Genomic DNA, 24,747 nt, shown 5'->3' on the forward strand with positions numbered 1-24,747 from the left:
CTCAGCATCACATATCCCGATCGACCGCGCGGTTGCAGGAACCGTAAGAATCGGCGAACTCACCCACGGTCATCCGAAGATTCCCGCCCGCCGCGCCGGATCCGACAGCACATCGCGAATCAGCAAGCCCAGGTCGGCGTCCTGCGGAACGGTGCGATAGCGGACCTCGCACTGCGGGGCGCCGCCCACGCCCACCAGCAGGCGGTTGAAGCCCTGCTGGGTGCGCTCCCAGTACACGTCCGCACCCAGGCGATCCACCTCGATGGCCTGATCACCCACGCGCAGCACCAGTCCGGCCTGCTGATCCCGGTAGAGGATCACGCGCAGGCCGTCCAGATCGTCGTAGACGCCGGCCAGCGAGCCCGCGCCCACCGGAGCCGAACTCAGCTCGCCGGTCAGCGGATTCAGCATGGCGAACTCGCCGAAACCGGAATGCGAACGCAGATACACGCCGGACCCGGACGACGCCGGACCCGAGGCGCGCGGGAAGCGGTTGCCGCCGCGCCCGCGACCCTCACCGGAGCCGCCGCCCTGCGGCTGGCCGCCGCCGCCACCCATCGGGCCGCCCGGGAATCCGCCCGCAGCGCCGTTCGCGCCACCGCCGCCCGCACCGGCACCGAAGCCGCCGGACGGGTTGTCCGGCATGCCATTCCAGCCCGGAAGGCCGTTCGGTCCCTGCGGCGCAGCGCCATTGGGCCCGCCGGGTGAACCAGGTCCGCCCGGCCCGTGCGGAATCCCACCCGGAGCCGACGGCGTGCCCGGATGCGTCGCGCCCGGATAGCCGGGCTGCTGCCCGCCGGGCGACCCCGGCCACTGCTGTGATCCGTTCGGCGACTGCTGCGATCCATTGGGCCACTGCGGGGTTCCGTTGGGCCACTGCGACGAGCCGCCCGGATCCTGCGAACCCGGCCACGAACCCCACGGCTGCTGACCGTTCGACGACTGACCGCCCGGCCAGCCCGGATCCCGCGGAGTCGGCACACCCGGATACCCGCCCGGCGGAATCGGATACGGCGGAATCGTGGGAGGCTGCGGCATCGTCGGCGGCTGCGGCTGCGCAGGCATCCCGCCACCCGGCATCCCACCGCCCGGCATGCCGGGATCCTGCGGATACCCCGGCCCGCCCGGACCACCCGGCCCGATCGGAGGCGCAGGCGGATACGGCGGCTGCGGCGGATTCGGTGGCGCCGGCGGCTGCGGCGGATTCGCGTCCGGCGGCAGCGACCACGGCGCCGCCTGCTGCGGCGGCTGTGGCGTGTACTGCGGGAACTCCGGATTGAAATCCCGAGGCACCTTCGGCAGATGCGACCGCACATGCTCCCAGTTCAGCCCCGACCGCTCCGAATCCGGCACACCCTTCGCCCCGTCGTCGGAGCCGCCGCCGTCACCCTCGGAACCAGCCTTGCCCCCACCGGCTTCCGCACCCGAACCAGCCTCGGCAGGCGGAACCGTCCCATTCCCGGCAACACCGGGGGCCTTGGGCGGCATCTTCCCACCGTCGATGGAAGGCTGCTGATCCGGATCGCCGGGCGTCTGCATCCCGTCCGGGGAATTACCGGAGCTCTTGGGCGGCAAAACCTCACCGGCATCTGCGCGGTGTTTCGCAGAATCGGGGTCGCCCCCGGCGGCATCGCCCAGACCGACCGGGCCGTTCGACGCTTCGCCCTCGCCCCGGATCACCGGCGGCGTCTTACCGGCTATCGACTGCTCCGGCGTCTGCTCATCCGGATCCGCCACCGGCACAGCCGGATTCGCGGGCTCCCCGACTGCGCCATCGGGCTCCGCTGTGCCGGGCGGCATCTGGGACTCTGTACCCGCGACCGCCTTTCCGGACGAGAGATCCTGGGTGGCCACGGCGTCCGGATCCACCGGAACGTTCGACTGCTCGCCCTCCGGGCGAGCCACCAGCGGCGTCTTGCTGGTTGCCGACTGTTCGTCCGGATCCGCCAACGGCTCGCCAGGATTCGCGGGCTCGCTGTCCACACCATCGGATTCCACTGCGCCCGGCGGGATCTGAGACTCGCCACGCACGACAGGGTTTCCGGTGGAGAGGTCCTGGGTGGCGACCGTGTCCGGGTCGGGTTCGGGCTGGGCTGCGCCGTCGCCGGAGCCGGCGCTCGGGTTCGGGCCGCTCGTCACGGGGCCGCCTGCGGCGGGGCCGGAGCCGTTGGTGTCCGGGCCGGAGGTGTTGTTGCCCGAATTCGGGTCGGGGTTGCCGGGGTTCGGGGTGGTGGGGTCGCCGGGGTGGGGGATGTTGGCGTCGACCCAGTGGGCTAGGGCGTCGGCGCGGTTGGATTCCTCGGCGGCGTGGCGGAGGTCTTCGAAGGCGGTGGCGCTGCCGGGGCCGTTCGCCAGGATGGTCTTGCCCTCGAGGTATTCGATGGTGTCGTCGAGGTTGTCGTGGGTGAGATCGGTTTCGGCTACGGGGAGGCCGGTCGCCGCGCGGAAGTCGATGATGGCCTGGGCGAGGGCGGCGTGCGCCTCGTCGCGGGCCGCGGCGGCCGCCTCGTGGGGTGTGACGGCGGTGCGCAGTTCGGCGGCGTACAGCCGTTTCAGTTCGGTCGACCAGGGACCGGCGGCGGCCTCGGCCCGATCGACCCGCTCGCCGGCGGCGCGCAGCGCGTCTTGGCGGGCTTGAATGTCGGCAGGGCTGTCGGACTTCGGGGGTGTGGCGGCGAGTTGGGCTTCCGCTGCCCGGGCGGCGCGGAGTTCCTGCTGTGCCGCCTTCGACTCGCGGCGGGCGGCGTCCAGGGGGGACTCGGCGGCGCGGGCGTGCGCCTCCGCGGCCGCCTCGTGACCGGCGATGAGTTCCTGGATCTGATGCACCCGCACGGTCGCGTCGTGCAGACGCTGGATGAGCGGGGTCGCCGCGGCCTGCTCCTGCGGGGTGCGCGCATGCTGGGCGGCCTCGTCGAGGGCGTTGCGGAAGTTCTCGGGCGTGAGCTCGGATTCGTTCACCCGCACGCCCGACATGGCCCGCTTGCGGTCCCGCAGGGCCTGATCGAGTTCGCGGCGCAGGGTGTCGGCCGGGGCCTCGCCCGGGCGGGCGCCGGCCAGCAGCGACCGGTCCAGCTCGTGCTCGGCCGCGCGCACGCGTTCCTCGGCCTCGCTGTAATGCTCTGCGGCCGCACGGAGTTCGCCGATCCTGGCCTCGTGGTGAGCGCGCAGCGTTTCGTGTATCGGCAGCATCTCGAGGTGTTCGATGGTGCCCGCCAACCGGGTCGGCGTCAGATCGTCGGCGGTGATCCTCCGGCCCGGAGCGCCATCCAGGTGCGGCTCGTGCTCGTCGGGGTGCGTGATGCGGGACAGCGCGTAATCGCGGACATTGCGTGCCCTGTCGAGAGTGGTTCGCGCACTGTCCAATTCGGCCGCGGCTGCGGCGGGGCGGGCCGGGGCGGGCTCCGGCTGGGTCGCGTTGGTGCGGTCGTTGTACTCCTGCGCGAGGCGCTGCAGCCGCTCGATCTCGGCCGTCCGCTCGCGCACCTCGGCGCGCAGTTCGTCGACCGTCGCCCGGGTCTGGGCGTCGCCCGGGCGCTCGAACTTCTCGATCTTGCCGTCCCGATAGGCCTCGTAGGCCTTGGCCAGGCGCTTCGGATCGTCGCCGAGCTCGAGGCCCTGCAAGGCGGCCCACGCGGAACCGGCCCGGGACGGGTCGTCGGAACTCGGGGCCTCACCGATCAATTCGGCGTGGAAACCGTGCAGCGCCGCAGCCGCGGCGGCATCCCGGATGGGCAGCTCGCCCTCCGCCACGCGCGGATCGGTGTTCGGATCGAAGCGCAGGTTCTGGTGGAACGGATCGATGCCGCTGAGGGTGTGCGCGTATTCGGTCAGCGCGGCCACCAGCTCCGGCCGTTCGAGCGAGCGGTGCATCATGTCGTTGACGGCGCGCAGCAACGCCGCGGGGGCGATGCTCTTGGGATCGGGTTCGAACCGGTCCGCCGTCTTGTTGTACTTGTCCGAGAACAGCTCGTCCGGCGCGATCCCGAGGCGCTCCGCCAGTCGGTCGCGGGCCGCCAGCGCCGCCGGCTCGTCCACGCCGCGCACCGCCGACGCGTAGGCGACCAGATCCTGAACCGCCTGCAGGCGGCGCACATTGCGCAGGCCCGGATCGGTCAGGGCCTCGACCATCTTCTCCGGACTCAACTCGGCCGGGTCCAGGCCCAGCCGGTTCGCCAGCTGTTGCAGCGAGTCGTTCAAGTCGTGGAAGGACTCGATGTCGTCACTGGCGTGCATGAAGTCGGCGATGCCCTCGATCTGCGCGGCACGCAGGGCGTTGTCGAGTTGCAGGGCCTTGATGGTGTCGGTCAGCTTGTCCGGGGTGAGGTCGTCGCGGTAGACCGCCATTTGCTTCGCGAGATCGTCACGCGCGGTGCGCAATTCGGCGAGCGAACGCGGCGGCTCCGGCGGCTCGTGCGGGGCCGCCGTCGCGGGGGTGGGTTCGACGACGCGCCAGCGGTCCGCCGGATTGTCGCGGACCGTGGTGGCCGGGACCGGCTCGCCGTTCAGTTCGGGCTCGTGGAAACGCACCTCGGGGGTGTGCTCGGACACCACGCTCAGGCGACCCTGGACGTCCATCGTGACCGTGCGGAAATCCGCTCGCAGGCGGCCGTCGTTGAGCTGGCGGCCGATCTCCGGGTGTGCGGCGAGATAGTCGGCGAGCGCCCGCTCGTGCAGGCCGTCGGCGCGAATCACCGTCAGGCGCGGCGGATCTCCCGGCAACACGGCGATGCCGTGGTCGAGGGTCGCGCCGCCCTGCTCGGTCGCCCAGGTGCGCGCGGCGTCATTGGCGAGGTCGGTCGCGGTATCGCGGACGTGCGAATCCGCGCCCAGGTAGTCGTGCACCGCGTGCCCGAGATCGGCGACCTGAGCGGCGTGCTCGCGCACCGCCATCCGCAGCTCGGAGATGGTGTGCGGCAGGCGTTCCGGGGTGAGATCGTCGAGGCCGACGCCCAGCAGCTGCGCCCAGTTCGCCCGTTCCTCACGAATCTGGTCGCGCTCCAGGGCGTTCTTGAAGAGGATGCCCTCCTTGCGGGTCTCCAGTTCCTCCGGGGCGAGATCGTCGAAATTGCGGGCGGGCTCGCCGCCGTTGGGGGTGCCGTCCCAGTCCAGGAAGGTCGAGCGCGGGTCGTCCTTGCCCCACACCCGGAGCTTGCGCAGCACCTTGCCGGCCACGCCGTCGACCCGGGTCGGATCGCTGTGCACCAGCTCGCGCAGGTAGCGGCCCAGCGGGTCCTTGTCGAAGAAATTGATGCTGTCGCTGAAGGGGACTCGGGCGTGCTCGGTGTTGTAGCGCTGCGCCACGTCGAGCAGCGCCTCCACCGCGCCCGCGCGGCGCAACATCACATAGGTGGACTCGTCGACCAGGCCGCGCAGCGTCGCGGGGTCCGCGGTGCGCAGGTCGATGCCTTGGCGCGCAGCTTGTTTCAGTACCTCACCCAGTGCCGCGTCGCGGGCGTCGAGACCGTCCGCCAGCAGCTTCGGCAGGGCGTCACGGGCCGCCGCCGGTGCGTGCTGGGCAGGCTGCGCGGCAGCCGGATCCGGTTGTGCGCCTGCGTGTTCGCTGCCAGCGGGCAGCTGCGGCACCGGATCACGCTGGGTGACAGCGGCGGGGTCGGTGACCGGGTCGGGAGCGCGGTGCCGGCCGGCGGTCGACGGCGAGCCCTGGTCGATACCGGCGAACTCCAGATCCGCGGCCGCCCGGGCTCGGGTCGCCGGATCCACCTCGCTGTGCCAAGGCTCGTACTCGCCGCCGTCGCGGGTGCGCATGGGCACCGCCTCGGAGGCGACGTCCGGCACCCGGGCGGTGAGGCGGTTGAGGATCGGCACGTCTTCACGCGCCTTCCAGAAGGTGGCGAACTCCTTGCCCAACCGGGACGGATTGATGCCCAGATGGTGCAGGAAGTCATTGTGCAGCCAGCCGCCGATCTCATTGATGATCTGCTTCTGACCGGTGCCGTCCAGACCCGAACCGGAGGCGTACTTCGGCGACTGGTCCTTGTATCCACCACGCACGAAATCCCACAGGCGGCGCAGGAAGGGCGGGCGCACCGGCTGTTTCGCGGCCGGGAGGCGGTCACCCGGCAGCTCCGGCCGGGCGGCCGGTTCCAGGTGACGCGTGCCGTCGGCGTCGGTGCGGACCGTGACGTGGACGCGCTCGCCATCGACCTCGAGAACCAGACGCTGCGGCGCCGACGGGTCCGGCTCGTGGAAGGTCGCCGCCATCAGATCCGCGACATCGATGGCGCGGCGGACGGTTTCGGCACGCAGGCCCGCCAGGGTCTCCGCGCGGTGCTCGGGGGCGAGCCGGTCGGGATCGACGCCGAGCAGACGCGCCCACTCGTCCCGCACCGTCGCCAGCCGCGCCCGCTCCTGCGGATCGGTCGCCGCGTCGTGGCGGGCGGCCGCGTCGTCGAGAGCCTCGATCGCACCGGCGCGCAGCATGTTCCGGTATTGCAGCTCGCCCGCGACCTCCGGCAGCCGCTCCTTGGTGAGATCGGCGACCGAAAGGCCGAGACGGGCGGCGATGTCCTGATGCATCTCCTCGAGCGTCAGAGCGCGCGGCGGGGTGCCCGTCCGGTGCGTGGGATCGGACCACGGCGCGAGCGGAAGATCACGCGACGCACCGTGAGAAGCGTTCTGGCCCAACGCCTGCCGGGCAGCGGCAGCTTCGTCCGCCTCGGCCTGCCGCAGACGATCGTCGATGCCCAGCGCACGATGCTCCGCCTCGATGGCGGCCAGTTCGCGCGGGTCGACTTCGGAACGCCAATACTCCTCGCCCGCATAACGCTCGTCGAGGGTGAGCGGACGATAGTCCTCCGGGTCGCGCATGGACCCGGGCCCGGCACCGGTTTCCGGATCACCGAAAAAGCCGCGCGCCTTGGCCATTTCGGCCAATTCCTGCAACGAGGCGAGTGCGTCCGCCCGCTTCGACAGCGGATCGACCATGCCCAGGCCGTCGGCCAGGCGAGCCAGATATGCGAGCTCCTCCGGAGTCCGCTGCCGCGCATTGTGCTCCAGCGGAGCATCCGCCAGATAATCCGCGACCGCCTTCAAGGTCGGCGAAACCACCACCGGATCAACCGATTCCGGCCCACTCCCCGCCGACCGCTCCAATTCGACAGTCTGCGCATTCGGATCATGCCCCGGCGCCAACTCAACCGTCTGCGCGTTGGGATCATGCTGCGGCGCCAGCTCGACCGTCTGTGCATTCGGATCATGCTGCGGCGGCAACTCGACCGTCGGATCGCCCGACCCGACAGAGCCCGAACCCTGCGACAACTCGGCCGTGGAGTCACCCGATCCAGCCGGACCAGAACCCTGCGGCAGTTCGGCCGTCGGATCTCCGGCGCCGTTCGGCGGCAGCTCCACCGTCTGCGCGTTGGGATCGTGCTGCGGCGCCAGCTCAGCCGTCGGGTCAGCAGAACCCTTCGGCGGCAACTCGATCGTCCGATCACTCGCACCGACAGGTCCCGAACCTTGCGATAGTTCGGCGGTCGGGTCGCCAGAACCCTTCGGGGGCAACTCGACTGTCGGGTCGCCCGAATCTGCCGGGCCGGAGCCGTTGGGCAGTTCGAGGGTGGGGTCTTCGGCAGCTGTGGGGGCGGAGCCGTTTTCGAGTTCGAGGGTCGGGTCCTCGGAGCCCGAGTTGCCCTCGGGTTCTTCGGCGTCCGGGGTTCGCAGGCCGGGGGTGCCGGGGCCCTTGCCGGAGCCGCCGGAGCCGGACTTGCCGCCGGCGGCGGGGTCGGGTTCGCCGGGGGGACGGACTTCTTGGACTCGGATGGTGCCGTCGGGGTCCAGTTCGATGCGGTGGTAGACGACCTCGCGGCCCTGTGTGGCCAGGTTCGCGCGGTCGGCGGCGCTGATGACGGCGTGCGGATCGTCCAGGTGGGTGACGACGACGGCGCGGCGGGGGTTGTCGGTGAGGCCGACGCCGTCACGCACGACGCGGTCGGTTGTGGCGCCCAGGACATCTCGCGCGGCGAGCTGGTGGACACGCGTGAGTTCGCGTCTGGCGCCGAAGGTTTTGCGGTTGTAGTCGCCGAAGGCGCTGTCGGCCTGCGCGCGGGCGACGGTCAACTCGGCGGAGCGCTGGTACGCGGCCTCACGTTCGGCGAAGTAGGCGACCGCCTGGGAGCCTTCGATGCCCACCCGGTTGACCACTTCGGTCGCCTTGGTGGACTCGACGACGAAGGCGACCGTGAGAGCGTCGTGCACCTCGCGGGCGGAACGACCGGTCGGATCGATGCCGAGCTCGCGGGCGATGGCCTCGAGCCTGGGACGGTCGACCTGTTCGGCCGACCGCATATCGCTGTGCGCGCGCTGGACCGCGCCTGCGATATCGGCAGCGACGGCGGGATCGGCGGGCACGTGAACCACGGCCTCGCCTACCGGCTCCCAGCCGTTCGCATGCGAACCACCCTGTCCGGCAATGGGATCACCACCCAGGTTCGGGTCGCCCGCGCCGGGCTTGCCCTGGTTGGGGTCCGGCGATCCGTCGGGGTCGCCGGGGCCGGCCGGGGGCTTGGACGAGTCGTCGCCACCACCCCGGCCCACACCATCAGGGCTCGGGCCCGCAGCGGGATCGCCCGGGTTCGCGCCGGTTCCGGAGCCGCCCGAGCCGGGCTTGCCACCGGGATCGCCGGGTTGCCCGGCCGACGGGTCCGCACCCGGACCCTCACCTGGGTTCTCATCCGAACCCTTCGGCGGCAGCTCGACGGTCGGATCACCCGCGCCGGCCGGAGCCGAGCCATTCGGCAGTTCGAGGGTGGCGTCCTCGGAGCCTGCGGGGATCGCGCCCTGTGGCAGCTCGAGGGTCGGATCCTCCGGACCCACTGGGCCCGCGCCGTTTTCGAGCACGAGTGTCGGATCCTCGGAGCCCGGCGCGCCGCCGGTACCACCGGGGCGGGCCGGACCTTCGCCGCCCTGTCCGCCACCGTCCGGCCCCTTGGGACCGATCGGGGTTGGGCCGGATTGCGTACCGGGCTTACCGCCGGAACCGCCCGCGTCGCCGCCGGTGATGTTCTGATCGACCCAGTCGGCGAAATCCTCTGCCTTGTGCCAGCTCTCGGCCGCCTCGCGCATCCGGGCGGCGGCATCGCCCATGGCCTCGAGGGCCGCGCGGCCCTCCTCGCCGCGCGGAGTGACGATGGTGCGGCCTTCGATGTCGGCCATGGTCTCGGCGTACTCGGGCCGCTTGAAGTCGGCTTCCGGGTGCTGCCGGCCGGTGTGCTCGGCCAGGTTGCCGATTGCGGCGAGTACCTCGTCGTGGGCGTGCTCGACCGCGCGAGCGGCGGCGGCCTGCGGGGTGTCGGCGGCATTGCGGGCGTCGGCGGAGAGGTGGTCGAGCTGGGCCTGCCAGCGGTCCGCGCGATCCCGGTTGTCGAGGTAGCGCTCGGCGGCCTCGGCGAGCACCAGGCGGCCGCGCTGCTCGGGGGTGAGCTGGTCGCGCGGGGTCCCGGCGAATTCCTGCCGGGTGGCGGCGATCCAGTCGCGGGTGAGGTCGCCTGCGGTGAGCGGCATGCCGAGCATCGCCAATTCCATTGCGGCCTTGGTGATGTCGGCGCTTTCCGCGGCGTACCGAGCTTCCCGCTCGGCCTGCTCGAGCGGTGATTCCCCGGCGCGCACCGACTCGATCGGCTCGGGCCGCACCGCGCCCCGGAAGTCCAGGGCGGTCTGGTATCGGCGCACGGCCTCGCGCAGCGGGTCGAGCCCGGCGTCGACGGTGAGGCCGTGCAGTTCGGCGCCGCGCGCGAGCCGGTCGAACTGGCCCACGATCTGGTCCGCGTGCTGCGGCCAGCTCCCCGGCGCGTCGGCCGCGGCGCCGAGCAGATCGGCTCGGGCACTGTCGACTTCGCGCTGCCACACCTCAGCCGCGGTCTCATCCGTCGCTTCGACGGCCGAGCGCAGCTGCGCTTCACGGTCGTTCACGACCGCGTCGGCCGCGTTGAACTCGGTCGCCGCGCGCGCCAGATCCTGGAGGTGCTGCTCGGAATTCAGCAGGTGCCCACCGTCTTCGGCGGTGCGGGTGGCCAGGTAATCGATGGTGCCCGGCAGCCGTTGCGGGCTCAGATCGCCCTCACGCAGCGGCCGGTCCGTGCCGGTGTCGATCCGGCCCAGGGCGGCGTCGAGCCGGTGACGCGCCTGGTCGCGCGCCTGCCGCGCCTCGGCGACCTCGGCGGCGCGCTCGATCGGACTACGGTGCGACGCAGCCGATTCCGGGGCCGACATGAGCTCGTTGTGCTCGGTGGCCAGCCGCTGCAGCTCGGTGATGTCGGCCTCGCGAGCCCGGACCTCGGCGCGCATCTCGTCGAGCATGCGCTGGAAATCGGCGGGCTCGGGACGCTCGTGCTCCTCGATCTTGCCGTCCCGGTAGACCTCGTACACCTCGCCGAACCGAGCATCGCGGACGCCGTCGACCAGCCGGACGAACTCGTCCTCGGTCAGCGGGATGTGCGCGGGATCCATGCCCGTCAGGTATTCCCCGTAGGACGCGTGCAGCGCCCTCGTCTCGTCCTGCTCGAGCTTGCCCTCCTGGAACCGCTCGAAGGTGACTTCCTCCGGCAGCGACCGCAGCGCCCGGCCCAGCTGTTCCGGGGACATCCGGTCGTGCAGGTCCGGCAGCTGTTCGGTATACGACCCGACCATGCGGTCGACATCGTGGACGTCGGTGCCGAGCAGATGCGACCAGACGTCACTGGCCTGCGAAGCATTGCCGGAAAGCGGTCGCTCGCCGACGTTTTCGCTCAGCAGACCGTGCAACAGGTCGGTCGCCGAGTCCGCGTGGATCGGCACGACGCCGTCGGCGGCGCGCGGGTCGGTGCGCGGGTCGAAGCGCAGCTCCGGATGGTACGGATCGACAGCGCCCAGCGCGTGCGCGTACTCGGCCAGCGCGGCCGCCACGTGCGGGCGCTCGCCCTCGCGGCCCAGCGCGTCGTTGACGGCCCGCACCACCGCGGGCTTGCTGGTGGTGCCGGCACTCGGCCCGTAGCCGGTGATCGCCCGCTTGTCGTCGCTCTTCTGGTATTTCGAACCGTGCAGGTCTTCCGGATCGACTCCGAGCCGCCGCGCCAGCCGGTCCCGGGCCGTGACGACCTCCGCCGACGCGCCCTTGCCCAGCTGTTTCGCGTAGTCCAGCAGATCGCCGATGGCCTGTCTGCGGGCCGCGCGCCCCAGCTTCGGATCGGTGATCGCCTCGGCCACCCGCTGCGGCGACATGTGCTCGGGTTCGATGCCGAGCACATGCCCGAGATCGCCGAGTTTGTCGCTGAGCTCGTGGAAGTTCTCGATGGCATCGCTGCTGCGGATGTAGTCGACCATGCCCTCGATCTGGGCGGCCCGCAGCATATCGTCCTGACGCAACTTCGCGATGGACTCATCGAGATGCTCACCGAGATCCAGACCGCTCGCACCCTCCAAACGAGCGGCGACCGCATTGCGTTCGGCCAGCACCACAGCGGGATCGCGTGGGGCACTCGGTGTTTCGCCAGCGGCGGTCTCCGGCTCCGGTGTGCCTGTCCGGTCCTCGGGCTGGACGGCCGCCCACGGACCTTCTTCGCCACGCAGCATGAGCACCGGCGCACGATCGCCGCCGGGCTCCAGATTCGCGAAGCGCACCTGCGGGGTGGCCTCCTCGACGACGTGCAGCACACCGTCGTCGTTCATGCCGACGGTGCGGTAATCCAGTCGCAGCTCACCGCGATTGAGCAGGTCGGCCAATCGCGGATGCGAGGCAAGGGCCTCGGCGAGCCGAGCGTGGTGGTCCGCGTCGCCGCTGATCACGACCAGGCGGTTCGGGTCACCGACATGCTCGCCCGGGCGTACGCCGATCCCGGACTCGAGCATGGCGCCGCCATTGGCGTCCATCCAGTCGTGCGCGGTGCCGTCGACCAGCTCCCGGCCCCGCTGCTTGGAGGCTTCGTCCAGTTCGATGAAATGGTCGACCGCGGCGTGCAATTCGTTCACGCGGTCGCGGGCGTCCCGCAGCGCCATCCGCTGCGCGGCCATGGTGCGGTCGAGCCCGTCCCGGCCGGGGCCGAGCTCGTCCAGGCCGATATCCAGCAACTGCGCCCAGTTCGACCGTTCCTCGGCGATCTGATCACGTGTCAGGGCATCCCGGAACAGGCCGCCCCGCTCGCTCTGCCGGAAGCCCTCGTCCGCATCGTCGAAGTGCCTGGCCCACTCGCCGTTGTTATTGGTGCCCAGCGAGTCCAGGAAGGTCTTGCGGGGCGGCTTCGGCTGGTACCGCTGCGACGGATCATCCGGGGCGGCACCGTCCTTCGCCCGCAACCGGTCGGCCTGCGCCTGCCGCCGCTTCAGCTCGTCGACCTCGTGGACCTCGCGCACGTAGCGGCCCAGCGGATTCTTGTCATTGATCGCGACCGGGCGGCTGGGAACCGCCTCCTCCCAGCGATTGAACTCGCGCGCCACGTGATCGAGGGCTTCGAGTGCACCCGCCCGGCGCACCACCTTGTACGTCTCGTCGGTGACCACACGACGCAGCGCGTCCGCACCGGCGTCGGAGAGGTCGTACCCGTGTTCGGCGGCCACGCGGGCCAGCTCGCTCAGCGCGGCGTCGCGCGCCTCGATCGCGTGCGCCACCGGTTCGGGCAGGTTCGATGCCCAGTGATGCTCCGCCGGCGGCGGCAGCTCGGGAGTATGCGAACCGGCCGGAAGCTCGAGGGTCGAATCCTGTTCCCGCGCACGGATGTAGTCCGCCTCGGTGGGCAGGCCGCGCAGGCGCAGGCTGTGCTCGATGTCGGCGCGCAGCTTGGGATCGGCCTCGGAGAACCAGGGTTCGTACTCGCCGCCCCGGCGGCCGCGTATGGGCACGACTTCGGCGGACACATCCGCGACCCGGCTGGTCCAATGCTTCAGGAACGGCATCCGTTCCCGCATCTTCCAGATGGTGGCGCTCTCCTTGATCAAGCGCGCGACCGGCATCTCGCTCAGGAATTCGATGGTGTGCGGCTTCTGGCCGGGAGCGAGGTGTTCGTGCGGATTCACCTCGATCTCGACCGGGTAGTCGTGACCGAAGATGTGGGCGACGGCGCGGAAGACCTTGGCCTGCCCCTCACCGTCACCGTGCTCGTAGCCCGACATGTACTTCGGGTACTGGCCGTTGTAGCCCTTGAACGAGCGCCAGGCCCGGCGCAGCAATCCGATCTTCTGTTCCGGGGCACCGAGTTTCGGCTCGAAGGCCGCCTCGGGGCGATCGACGATGCGCAGCCCTTGCGTGCCGTCCGGGCGCGCGACGACCTCGGCGTGCAGGCGCTGACCGTCGGCCTCGATCACCAGCCGGGGATCGGCCCCGGGTTCGGGCTGATGGAAGGCAGCGGCCACCAGGTCGGCGACATCGCTTGCCCGGCGCAGGGTTTCGTCGCGCAGGCCGGCCAGCACGCCCTGCGGATCGCGGGCCAGCTGTTCGGGATCGACCTCGAGCAATCGCGCCCACTCGTCGCGGATCCCGCCGAAGACCCGGCGGCCCTCGGCGTTCGTCGCGCGGTCGTGCAGGTTCACCGCATCGCTGAGCGCCTCGATGGCACCGGCACGCAACAGGTTCCGATACTGGAGTTCGCCCGCCACCTCGGACAGATGTTCGGGGATGACGTCCTCGGCGCGCAGACCCAACCGGCCCGCCAGCACCTCGGCCAGTTCCGGCAGCGAGTACACGCGCGGTTCGCCGTGGGAGGGGCCGTGATTCGCTTCGGCCCACGGCTCCAGCGGCAGTTCCCGCGGCGTCTCCCCCGCGGGCCGCTCCACCGGGTGCGGGCGGAAACGCTCGTCGTCCGACAGCCGGCCGAACTCCTCCGGGCGCATAGCGCTCGGTGCCCGGTCGGTCCGCGGGTCACCGAAAGCGCCACGGGAGCGGGCATTCTCGGCCACGTCACGCATGGCGGCCAGCGGATCGCGCTGCTGGCCGAGGTGCCCCTCCATGCCGAGCGCGTCCATCAACTGCGCCGCGTACGCCTCTTCGGCCGGCGAGTGCTCGCGCAGGCTGGGCGGAGCCTCGGAGCGGCCCAGGTAATCGGCCACCGCGTGCAGGGCCGGGGAGGCGTCCATGGGATCCGGGTGTCGCACCGAAGTCGTTGTGGGCGTACCCGATTCCGCTGGCACGACCACGGCGGAGGCAGTCTCGCCGCCGGAACCCGCGGGCGCCGACGGGTCGCCGCCCGATTTGCCGTGCCCGGGGTCCTGCGAGCCGTCGGGATCACCCGAACCGGCCGGGGGCTTGGACGAGCCGCCGTCGCCGCCCTTGCCCGCGCCGCCCCTACCCGGCCCGGCCTCGCCGCCCTTGCCGGGATCGGCCGGTCCGGACCCGGCTCCGGAACCGCCGGACCCGGGTTTACCGCCGGAGCCGCCGGGCTTGGGCGAGTTCGGATCGGTGCCCTCGCCCTGGCCGGGGTCCGAGCCGGGATTGGTGCTCCGAGGCTTGCCGGAGTCGGCGCTCCGGGGCGTGCCCGGGTCGCGGGCGTCGCCGTGCTGGTCGATCCAGTTGGCGAAATCCTCTGCCTTGTGCCAGTTCTCGGCCGCCTCGCGCGCCCGGGCGGTGGCATCGTGCAGGCCCTCCAGGACGGCACGGCCCTCCGGACCCCGCGGGGTCACGATGGTGCGGCCCTCGATGTCGGCCATGGTCTCGGCGTATGCCGGGCGCTTGAAATCGGCTTCGGGGTGGCGCCGGCCGATGTGCTCGGCCAGATTGTCGATCGCGGCGAGCATCTCGTCGTGGGCGTGCTCGACCGCGCGAGCCGCGGCGGCCCGGGGCGTGTCGGCCGCATTGCGCGCGTCGATGGCGAGCTCGTCGACCTGCGCCTGCCAGCGGGACGCGCGGTCCTGCGCGTCGAGATGCCGCTCGGCGGCGTCGGCGAGATCGAGCAGGCCACGCTGCTGCGCGGTGAGCTCCTCGCGCGGCGTGCCGCCGAATTCCTCCCGGGTGGCGGCGATCCAGTCACGGGTCAGGTCGGCCTCGGCGACCGGAAGTCCGCTGCGCGCATTGTCCGCCGACATCTTCGCGATATCGGAATCCTCCCGGGCGTAGCGCAATTCGCGCTCGGCCCGCGCTTGCGGCGACTCCGCCGCGCGGATCGCCTCGATCGGCTCGGGGCGCACCGCGCCCAGGGCGTCGACGGCGGTCCGGTACCGCTCGACGGCCTCGCGCAGCGGGGCCAGCTGTTCGGGCGGCAGGTCCAGACCGCTCTCGGGCAGCCCGCGCGCGATCCGATCGAGTTGCGCGGCAATCTGTTCGGGATGTTCGGGCCAGTTCGCGGGGGTGGCGGCGGCCGCGTCGACCACCGCGGCGCCCGCGTGCTCGACCTCGCGATTCCAGACATCGGCCGGTGTCTCGTCCCGGCCCGCCGCGGCCTGCACCGCGGCATCCAGGCCGGCTTCCCGCTGCTGCACCCGGGCATCGGCGTCGTTGTATTCGGTTGCCGCGCGGCGCAAGTCCTCGAGGTACTCCGCGGCATTCAGCGGGCGGCCGTCCTCGCCGACGCGGCCGGCCAGGTAGTCGAGGGTGCCGGGCAGCCGCTGCGGGCTCAGATCGCTCGGTCGCACCGGGCGGTCCGAGCCGGTGTCCAGCCGTTGCACAGCGGCCTCACGCTGCCCGGCCGCCAGCTCGCGGGCCTGCCGGGCCTCGGCCAGGCCGGCGGCCGCCTCCATCGGACTCCGGTGTGGTGCTGGCGCTTCCGGCGCCGAGGTGAGCGCGTTGTGCTCGGCGGCCAGTCGTTGCAGCTCGGCGATATCGGCCTCGCGGGCACGCACTTCCGCGCGCATCCCTTCGACCATAGCCTCGAACTCGTGCGGTTTGGGCCGCTCGTGCTCCTCGATCTTGCCGTCCCGGTAGACCTCGTACACCTCGCCGAACCGGACGTCCCGGACGCCGTCGACCAGCCGGACGAACTCGTCCTGCGACAGCGGGCGGTGCGCGGGATCCATTCCCGTCAGGTATTCCCCGTAGGACGCGTGCAGCGCCCGCATGTCGTCCGCGCCGACCTGGCGATTCCGGAACCGCTCGAGGGTGACCTCGTCCGGCATCGACCGCAGCGCCCGCCCCAGCTGCTCCGGGGACATCCGGTCGTGCAGCTCCGGCAGCTCCTTGGTGTACGCCTTGACCATGCGGTCGACGTCGTGCACATCGGTGCCGAGCAGACGCAACCAGACCGCGTGGGCCTGCGCGGCCCGGGCCTCGTCGGCCCGCTGGTCATCGGCGGAAAGCGGGCGCTCGCCGACGTTTTCGCTCAACAGACCGTGCAACAGGTCGGTCGCCGAGCCCGCGTGGATCGGCACGACGCCGTCGGCGGCGCGCGGATCGGTGCGCGGATCGAAGCGCAGCTCCGGGTGGTAGGGGTCGATAGCGGCGAGTGCGTGCGCGTACTCGGCGAGCGCGGCGACCACCTGCGGGCGCTCGCCCTCGCGGCCCAGCGCGTGTCTGACGGCCCGCATCATCGCGGGTTTGCTCGTGCTCTTGGGATCCGGGCCGTAGCCGGTGATCTCCGGCTTGGTTTTGCTCTTCTCGTATTTGGGCGCGTGCAGGCGCTCGGGCTCGACGCCGAGCCGACGCGCGAGCCGGTCGCGGGCCGCGAGGGCGGCATCCGCCGCCTTCGAGTCGATCTTGCCGATCTGTTTCGCGTAGTCCAGCAGATCGCCGATGGCCTGCGCGCGCCGTCCCCGCTTGGTGTCCGGATCGGCGATCGCCTCGGCCACCCGCTGCGGCGACATGTGCTCCGGCTCGATGCCCAGCACATGCCCCAGGTCGCCGAGCTTGTTGTTGAGCTCGTGGAAATTCTCGATCGCATCACTGCTGCGGATGTAATCGACCATGCCCTCGATCTGGGCGGCCCGCAGCATATTGTCCTGACGCAACTTCGCGATGGACTCATCGAGATGCTCACCGAGATCCAGACCGCTCGCACCCTCCAAACGAGCCACGACCGCATCACGCTCGGCCAGCACCACAGCGGGATCACGTGGGGCACCGGATGTTTCGCCCTCGGCCGGGGTTTCGGGCTCCGGTGTGGCGTGCCCGTCCTCGGGCCGCACGATCTCCCAGGAATCATGGTCGCCGCGCACCATCAGCACCGGTGCGCGATCGCCGCCGGGCTCCAGATTCGCGAAGCGCACCTGCGGGGTGACCTCGTCGACGACGTGCAACGCGAGATCGTCGTTCAGGGCGACGGTGCGGTAATCCAGGTGCAGCTCACCGCGATTGAGCATGCCGCCCAATTCCGGGCGGGCGGCCAGCGCCTCGGCCAGCAGGGCGTGATGGTTCTCGTCGCCACTGATCACGACCAGGCGGTTCGGGTCGCCGACATGCTCACCCGGCCGGACGCCGACCCCGGGCTCCAGCATCGCGCCGCCGTGCTCGTCCATCCAGGCGTGCGCCTTGCGGTCGATCAGCTGCTGGGTCTGATGGTCGGACTCGCCGTCCAGCTCGATGAAATGATCTATCGCGCCGGACAATTCGATCAGATGATCGCGTGCGTCCCGCACCGCCAGCCGCTGCTCGGCGATGGTGTGGGCGAGTCCGTCCTTGCCGGGCCCGAGTTCGTCCAGGCCGATACCGAGCAACTGCGCCCAGTTCGAGCGCTCCTCGGCGAGCTGATGACGATTCAGGGCGTCCCGGAACAGGCTGCCCCGCTCGCTCTGCCGGAACCCCTCGTCCGCGTCCTCGAAATGGTTGGCCCACTCACCGTTGTTATTGGTGCCCACCGTGTCCAGGAAGGTGGCCCGGGGCTTCTTGGGATCGAACCGCGGCGACGGATCATCCGGCGCGGCACCCAATTTCCTGCGCAGGTCGTCGGCCTGCAGCTGCCGCCGATTCAGCTCCTCGACCGCATGGACCTCACGGACGTAGCGGCCCAGCGGGTTCTTGTCATTGATCGAGACCGGGCGGCCGGGGACCCTGGCTTCTTCCTCGTTGAACTTCTCCGCGACATGGTTCAGCGCCTCGATCGCGCCGGCCCGGCGGATCAGCCGGTACGCCTCCTCGGTGACCGCCTGGCGCAGGGCCTCCGGGCTGTCGCCGGACAGCGGGATCTTGTGTTCGGCGGCCAGGCGCACCAGATCGTTGAGTGCGGCGTCGCGGGCCTCCGCGGCATGCGCCACCGGTTCGGGCAGATTCGAGGCCCAGTGCCGTTCCGGCGCGCCCGGCAGTTCCGGGGCGTGCGTGCCCGGCGGCAGTTCCGCCCCGCTCTGCTCGAGTTCGCGCAGGTAGTCCGTCTCGGTGGGCAGCCCGGCCATGCGCAGGCTCTGCTCGACCTCAGCGCGCAGCTTGGGATCGGCCTCGGCGAACTCGGGGATGTACTCGCCCTCGCGGGTCCGCATCGGTATGACGTCAGCGGAGACATGGGCGACGCGAGTGGTCCAGAACTTCACCGGCATCCGCTCGCGCGCTTTCAGGACGGTGGCGACCTCCTTCCAGATTCGCGCGAACGGCATCTCGGCGTCCACCTCGGGGAATTCGTGACCCTCGATAATGGACAGCACGACGTTCTCGTGCTCGTGGCCCTCCTCGAGAATGGGGAGATCATGGCCGGCCATGTGGGCGAGACCCCGATAAGCCTCGGCCGTGCCCACCGCGTCGCCGCCGTCGTGGTAGCCCGACATGTACTTCGGGTACTGGCCCCGGAAGCCCTTGAACGAGCGCCAGGCCCGGCGCAGCAGTCCAATCTTGCGCTCCGGGACGGGTTTCCGCTCGATATGCGGCGCCGGACGGTCGGCGGGCTCGATCCGGTGCACACCGTCCGGGCCGACGGTGACATCGACATAGGCGCGGTGGCCGTCGGCCTCGAGCACCATGCGCTCGCCCGCCGCCGGGTCCGGTTCATGGAAGGTCGCGGCCATCAGGTCGGCGACATCGCTTGCCCGGCGCAGGTTTTCGTCACGCATCCGGTTCAGGGTGGCCTGCGGATCACGGGCCAGGTGTTCGGGGTCGACGCCGAGCAGGCGCGCCCATTCGTCGCGGACCTTCGCGTACGCGCCGCGCAGCTCGGGGGTGGGCGAGGCGGCGTGACGGTCCATGGCCTCGCTGAGCGCCTCGACCGCACCGGCGCGCAACAGGTTTCGGTACTGGAGGTCACCGGCCAGCTCGGACATGCGTTCCGGGGTGATGTCCTCGGGCCGCAGGCCCAGGCGATCGGCCAGCTCCTGCCGCAGGTCCGGCAGGGACAGCAGGCGCGGTTCGCCTTCGGCGGGACCGTGATCCACCTCTGACCACGGTTCCAGCGGCAGCTCGCGGGGTTCTTCGCCCGCGACGTGCTCCACCGCGTCCGGGACGAAACGCTCCTTCGCCGACAAGGGGCGGAAGTCCTCGGGGCGCAGCGCACGCGGCGGCCGATTGCCTTCCGGGTCACCGAAACCGCCACGGGCCCTGGCATTCTCGGCCACATCCCGCATGGCCGCCAGCGGATTCCGCTGCTGGCCGAGGGATTCCCGCATGCCGAGCGCGTCCATCAGATCCTTGGCGTACGCCTGCTCGGCGGGCGTCCGCTCCCGGATCCCGGCCGCGGCCTCGGACCGGCCCAGATAGTCGGCGGCCGCGCGCAGCGCCGGGGAAGCCTCCGCCGGATCGGTGGGACGCACCGACGCGGCGACCAGCGCCGGATCCGTTGCGGGCAGCGGAATTTCCTGCGTGGGGGCCTCGCCGGAATGCGCCTCGCCGCCGGATTCGGCGACCAACTGGGTGTCCGGAAGGGTCGAGCCCGGCCCGGTCGCGGGGTCACCGGCGCCCGGCTCACCCGGCCGGCCACCGGCCTGCTCCCACTTCAGATCCGCCTCGGCCTTCGCGGCCTGGACCCGGGCGTCGGCCTCGGCGATGTGCTGGTCGAGCACGGCCCGATCCGCGCCCTCCGGCATCCGGTCGACCACTTCGCGCAGGAAGCGCGCGTTCTTCGCCGCCATTTCGGCATTCCAGTCGGCCTGGACGGCCTCCTCCCGCCGCAGCCAGGGACTGCGACCGTCGCCACCCGCGCCCGGGTCGCCCGACCGAGGGCCTTCCGGCCCGCCCGGAGTGTGCGCCATCAGCGCGGGCTTCGGCGTGGCCGAGTCCGGTTCCGGCGAAACCTCCCGGGAGCCGACGGAATCGCGCGCCGCCGAGGGGTCGCGGGCCGGCTCGGGCGCATGGCCCGCGCGGGTTTCGGCGGCGGACGGGCGGCGGTCGGTCGTCGGGTGCGTGGCGGCGCGCTCGGCCATGGTGTCGAGCAGGACCTGGTGGATCATCTTGGCCGCGTCGCTGGCCTTGTCGCCATTGAGCTCGACATCCATGCACGCCTCGGCCAGGGCTTCGACGCGGTCGATGGCGTGGGTGGCGCCCGTCTCCTTGAAGGAGTAGCGCGGGAGCTGATCGAAGAGCCAACGCCGGAAGCCCAGGACATTGCCGTGCTCGGCGACGTAGTGCTCGGCCAGCACGTCCAACATGGTCCGGCTGGCCCGGAACTGGGTGGTGAAGTCCATGGCGTGCATGAACTCGTGCACCACGACGGCGTAGACCGGGCGGTCACCGAAACCGGCCGGGTGGTAGCGCGACGCCTCGTTCGCAGCCGCGGCGTCGGCGAAGTGGTTCATATCGCGGACCAGGTCCGCGTTGAGAACTATTCTCTCGCAACGCATCCCGTTGCGCGTGGACTGCGGATCGGCCATCGCGTAGGCACCCTTGGGCACCTCGCCGATCTCGATCTTCATCAGGTTGGTCAGCGGATACTTCTCGAACATGTCGTCGATGGCTCGCGCGTACTCGCGCAGCGCCTCCGGATGGATGTCCGGAGTGAAACCGACAACGTCTATGCCCCAACGATCTTCGAGCGCCTTGGCGATGTGCTCGGCATCCAGGCCCGACCACTTGTCGACGCGATTCGGCGACCAGGCCGGATGCTCCTCGTGCTCGACCGGAGCGGTGGCCGGCTCATCGGCGCCGGCATGGTCGTGCCGGCTCTCGGCGGGCGGCGCCGACTCACCCTGGGAATCCACCGGTTTGCCGTGTTCCGCGTCGGCCGCGTCGCCGCCTCGATGCGGGTCGGCAGCGGCGGGAGTCCGGTCGGCGATGGGCCGATCCGACCGCGCCGGCTCCACCGGGTGCTCGCCGGGTCGTTCGATGGTCCTGGTGCTGACGGTGCCGTCCTCGGCCAGCTCCACCCGGCGGTACTCGATCGGGACGCGCTGGTACTCGAACGCCTGCCGCAACGACGCGCCCAGCACATGATCGGGGTCCGCCGACGGCGGTACCACGACCACCACCTTGGGCGGCTCACCGGACAGGCCGACACCGGGCTTCAGCGTCATGTCGGTGGAAGACCGGAGCACATCCTCGGCCGCGAGCCGCACCGCCTCCGCACGGGCCGTGCCCGCCTCGTCGAGTTTCCGGTTGTAGTTCGAAAGTTCCTGCGCCAGTGCCCGATGCGTCTCAAGGTTCCGCGCGAAATCGCCGGGGTCTGCGGCATGAGCCCGGACCAGGGCGCGATCCAGGGCATCGGAGGACAGGCCGGTGGGGTCGACGCCGAGTTCGCGGGCCAGCCGCTCCACCTCGGGGCGGTAGATGTCCTCCGCCTGATGCAGGGCGAGCTGAGCCCGATTGTTGTGCTCGTCTATGCGGGCCGCGATCTGCGGATCGACGGGAACGTGCGGCTCGGCCCGGCCGGTCGGCTCCCAAGCACCGGAGGTGCCCGGAATATCATGTGCGGCAGCGGGATCCACACCTTGACGGAAGCCGTTGGCGGGCGGCTCCGCGACCACCTCCGGCTTGCCGTCGACGACGGGAGTGGCGCCCTCGTGGGTCGCTGTCGTCGGGTGATCCGCGTTCGAGACGGGCTCGACGCGATCCGGGCCGGTCGGCCGGGCAATCGTCTCGGAGGGCATGTGGTAGTCGGCCGAATTGCGACCGTGCTCCTCCAGGCTGTCCATCAGATGCCAGTACAGGACCTTGGCGGGCTCGGACGCGCGCTCGCCGTTGTACTCGACCTCCATGAACGCTTCGGCGAGCGCCTCCTGGCGCTTGAACTCGAACTTGCGGCCGAGCCCGAACGGCCCCGACCGCTCGGTGCCCGAACGGCTGTAGTCGCTGAGCTGATTCAGCCAATCCTGGAAGGCCGCACGGAATTCCTTGCGGTTCAAATCGGCCCGGGTCGCCTCGAAGTAGTCGCGCAAGGCGCGCAAGGCGGTCTTGGAAGCCCGGTTCTTCACCCATTCCGACGGCTTTCCGGACTCGAAGTCCAGCGTATGGCCGAACTCGTGCAGGATCACCGAATGCACGGGCCGCTTACCGGAACCCGGCGGGTGGTAACCCGAATCCTCGGAACTGGCCACCGAGGATTTGAATCGCGCGTAATCGCCCGCGTAATGCGAACTCAATACGATCGCATCGGCTTTCCAGACCTCGGGATCGGACTGGTAGAACTTCGGGACGTCGCCGGTCGGCCGGCCGGACTTGGGTTCGCAATGGGCATAGACCTCTTCGCCCAGATCCTTGATCGAAACGCGCTTCAGATTCCTGGAGATCGGATAGCGGCGCATCATGTCGTCGACCGCACGCGCGAACTCACGCGCGACGTTCTGGTCGACCTTCACGTCATCGAAGCCGGTGACCTCGAGACCCCAACGCCCGGCGAGTTCTTCGGCGACCTCCGAGGGCGACATCGCAGACCACTCGTCGCGTGGCAGGTCGAGGGTGTCCCAGTGCTCGACCGGCGCGGCCCACTTCTCGGACCAGTCGACCGTGTGCTGCTCGCGTGCCCATTCCGCGGGCGGGATCGGCTTGCCGTCATCGGGCCCGGTCGGCCGCCGCTCGCCGGCGTGCGGGGCCTCACCGTCGGAGGTCGCCTGATGCTCGGACCGGTCACCGGCGGGGTGCTCCGAATTCTCGCTTGCCCGGGAATACCTGGGCTGCTCCGAGTCCGGGAGATGCTCGCCGACCGGGCGCGCCTCCCGCGGCTGTGCTTCGCCGGGGGCGTGCTCATCGGGGCGTGCGGGCTCGCGACGAGCGTCGCCACCGCGCTGTTCGGGCGCGGCCGGGCGCTGCTCCGCCGGGCGGTCCGCGGCAGGACGCTCCGCCGCCGGACGCTCCTCCGCCGGGCGTTCCTCCGCCGGGCGCTCGGTAGTCGGACGCTCCTCCGCCGGACGCTCGACGGCCGGACGCTCTTCTACTGGGCGATCCGCGGCCGCCCGTTCGGTGCCGGTCGGCTCACTCGGGAGTGACTCGGGGCGGCGATCAATCTCGGACGGGATCTCATGCTCCGCAGCAGGATTCGCGGACACAGGCTCGGACTCGAGCTCGCCGGTGTGCTCCGGCTCGGGGCTGCGCTCGGCGGCGGGCGCGGGTTCCGAACGTGCCGACTCGTCTGCCGGATCATGAGTCGCCTGCGGATCCCGAGTCTCCGCCGGATCGTGAGCCTCCGCCGGATCGCGGAGCTCCCGCTGATCACCGGCTGCCGCCGGATCGCGGGACGCCTGCGGGTCTCGGGTCGCGGCCGGGTCTCGCGTCTCCTCGTGGGGATCGCGAACCGGGGTCGGCTCGTTGGCGCTCGAACGATCTCGGGCACCGCCGGATCCGCTGTCGGTGGCACGGTCGAAGGGGATTTCCGGGGGTTCGATGCGGGAGCGCGGGCCGCCGCCTTCGGACGGATGCGCGGCGGCGTCTTCGGCCAGGGCGTCGACGAGGACCTTATGGATGACTTTGGCTGCGGGACTGGCGTTCTCGCCGTTCAGCTCGACGTCGGTGAAGGCCTCGGCCAAGGCCTCCGGGATCTCCATGCGGGAGGTTTTCCCCTGGAAGCTGTAGCGCGAGAGATCCTGCTGCAACCAGCGCCGGAAGCCGGCCATATTGCCGTTCTCGGCAACGTAGTGCCGGGTCAGCGCATCGACCATGCGCAGGCGGGCCTGGCCCTGGCCGGTCCAGTCCATGGCGTGCGCGAACTCGTGCACGATGGTCGCGTAGACCGGGCGGTCCGCCGCCCCCGGCACACTGTGGCCCAGGCTCTGGTCCTCGCGTGCCAGTCGCACCATTTCGGCGGGATCACGCGCGAGATCCGAGTTGAGGCCGAGCCTTTCGGCGTACCAGCCGTTCTTGGGGCTCTGCTCCGGCGTCGAGCGCGCGTAGACGCCATACGGCAGGTCCCTGATCCCGATCGAACGCAGATTGGTCGCCGGGTACCGCTCCATCATGGTGTCGACGGCCCGCGCGAACTCGCGCAGCACCTCGGGGTGGACACTGGCATCGAAGCCGACAACTTCTATGTCCCAACGCTGTTCGAGCTTCTCGGCGATCTGATCGGCCCTCAGGCCGGACCATTCGTCGTCGGTCTGCAAGGTCCAGTCGGGGCGGGCCTCGGCCGAATCCGTTGCCTCGTGCGCCGGGTGCTGCTCATCGGCGGCGGGTTGCTCGTGCCGATCGCCGCCGTGCGGTCCGGGCTCGCTACCGGCACGCGAATCGGCGTCGTGCCGGAGCGCCGGTTCCCCGGGGTGATCGGACGCCCGCTTTGAATCGAGTTCCGACTCGATCGCCTTCGGGTCGATCGACTGCGGCCGTTCCTCGCCGGATTCCCTTGCGGGCGCTTTCAATTCCCCGGCATGCGACTCGGGGAACGCCACTTCACCGAGCTTCTCATCCTGAACACGAAGGTCCGACCGCTCCTCCGGAGCAACCCACCGACGCTCCTCGATCGGAATACCCTCGGACTCACCCTCCCGCTCCGAACCGGCCGACTTCCCCCGCTCCGACGCGGACGTATCCAATTCCCCCGCATGCGATTCCGGAAAAGCTACTTC

Annotated in this window: 1 protein-coding gene; it reads right to left on the reverse strand. The window is 70.9% G+C overall.

Going from position 1 to position 24,747, the window contains the following annotated elements:
- Nucleotides 1-69 precede the first annotated feature (69 nt).
- The gene (locus ACIRRA_RS00430; protein ID WP_402761118.1) at nt 70-24,570 is read right to left on the reverse strand and encodes a hypothetical protein; all 24,501 of its coding nucleotides are present in this window, start codon (nt 24,568-24,570) and stop codon (nt 70-72) included.
- Between the last annotated feature and the right edge of the window lie 177 nt (nt 24,571-24,747).

The organism is Nocardia sp. NPDC101769, from assembly GCF_044766925.1.
Lineage (GTDB): Bacteria > Actinomycetota > Actinomycetes > Mycobacteriales > Mycobacteriaceae > Nocardia.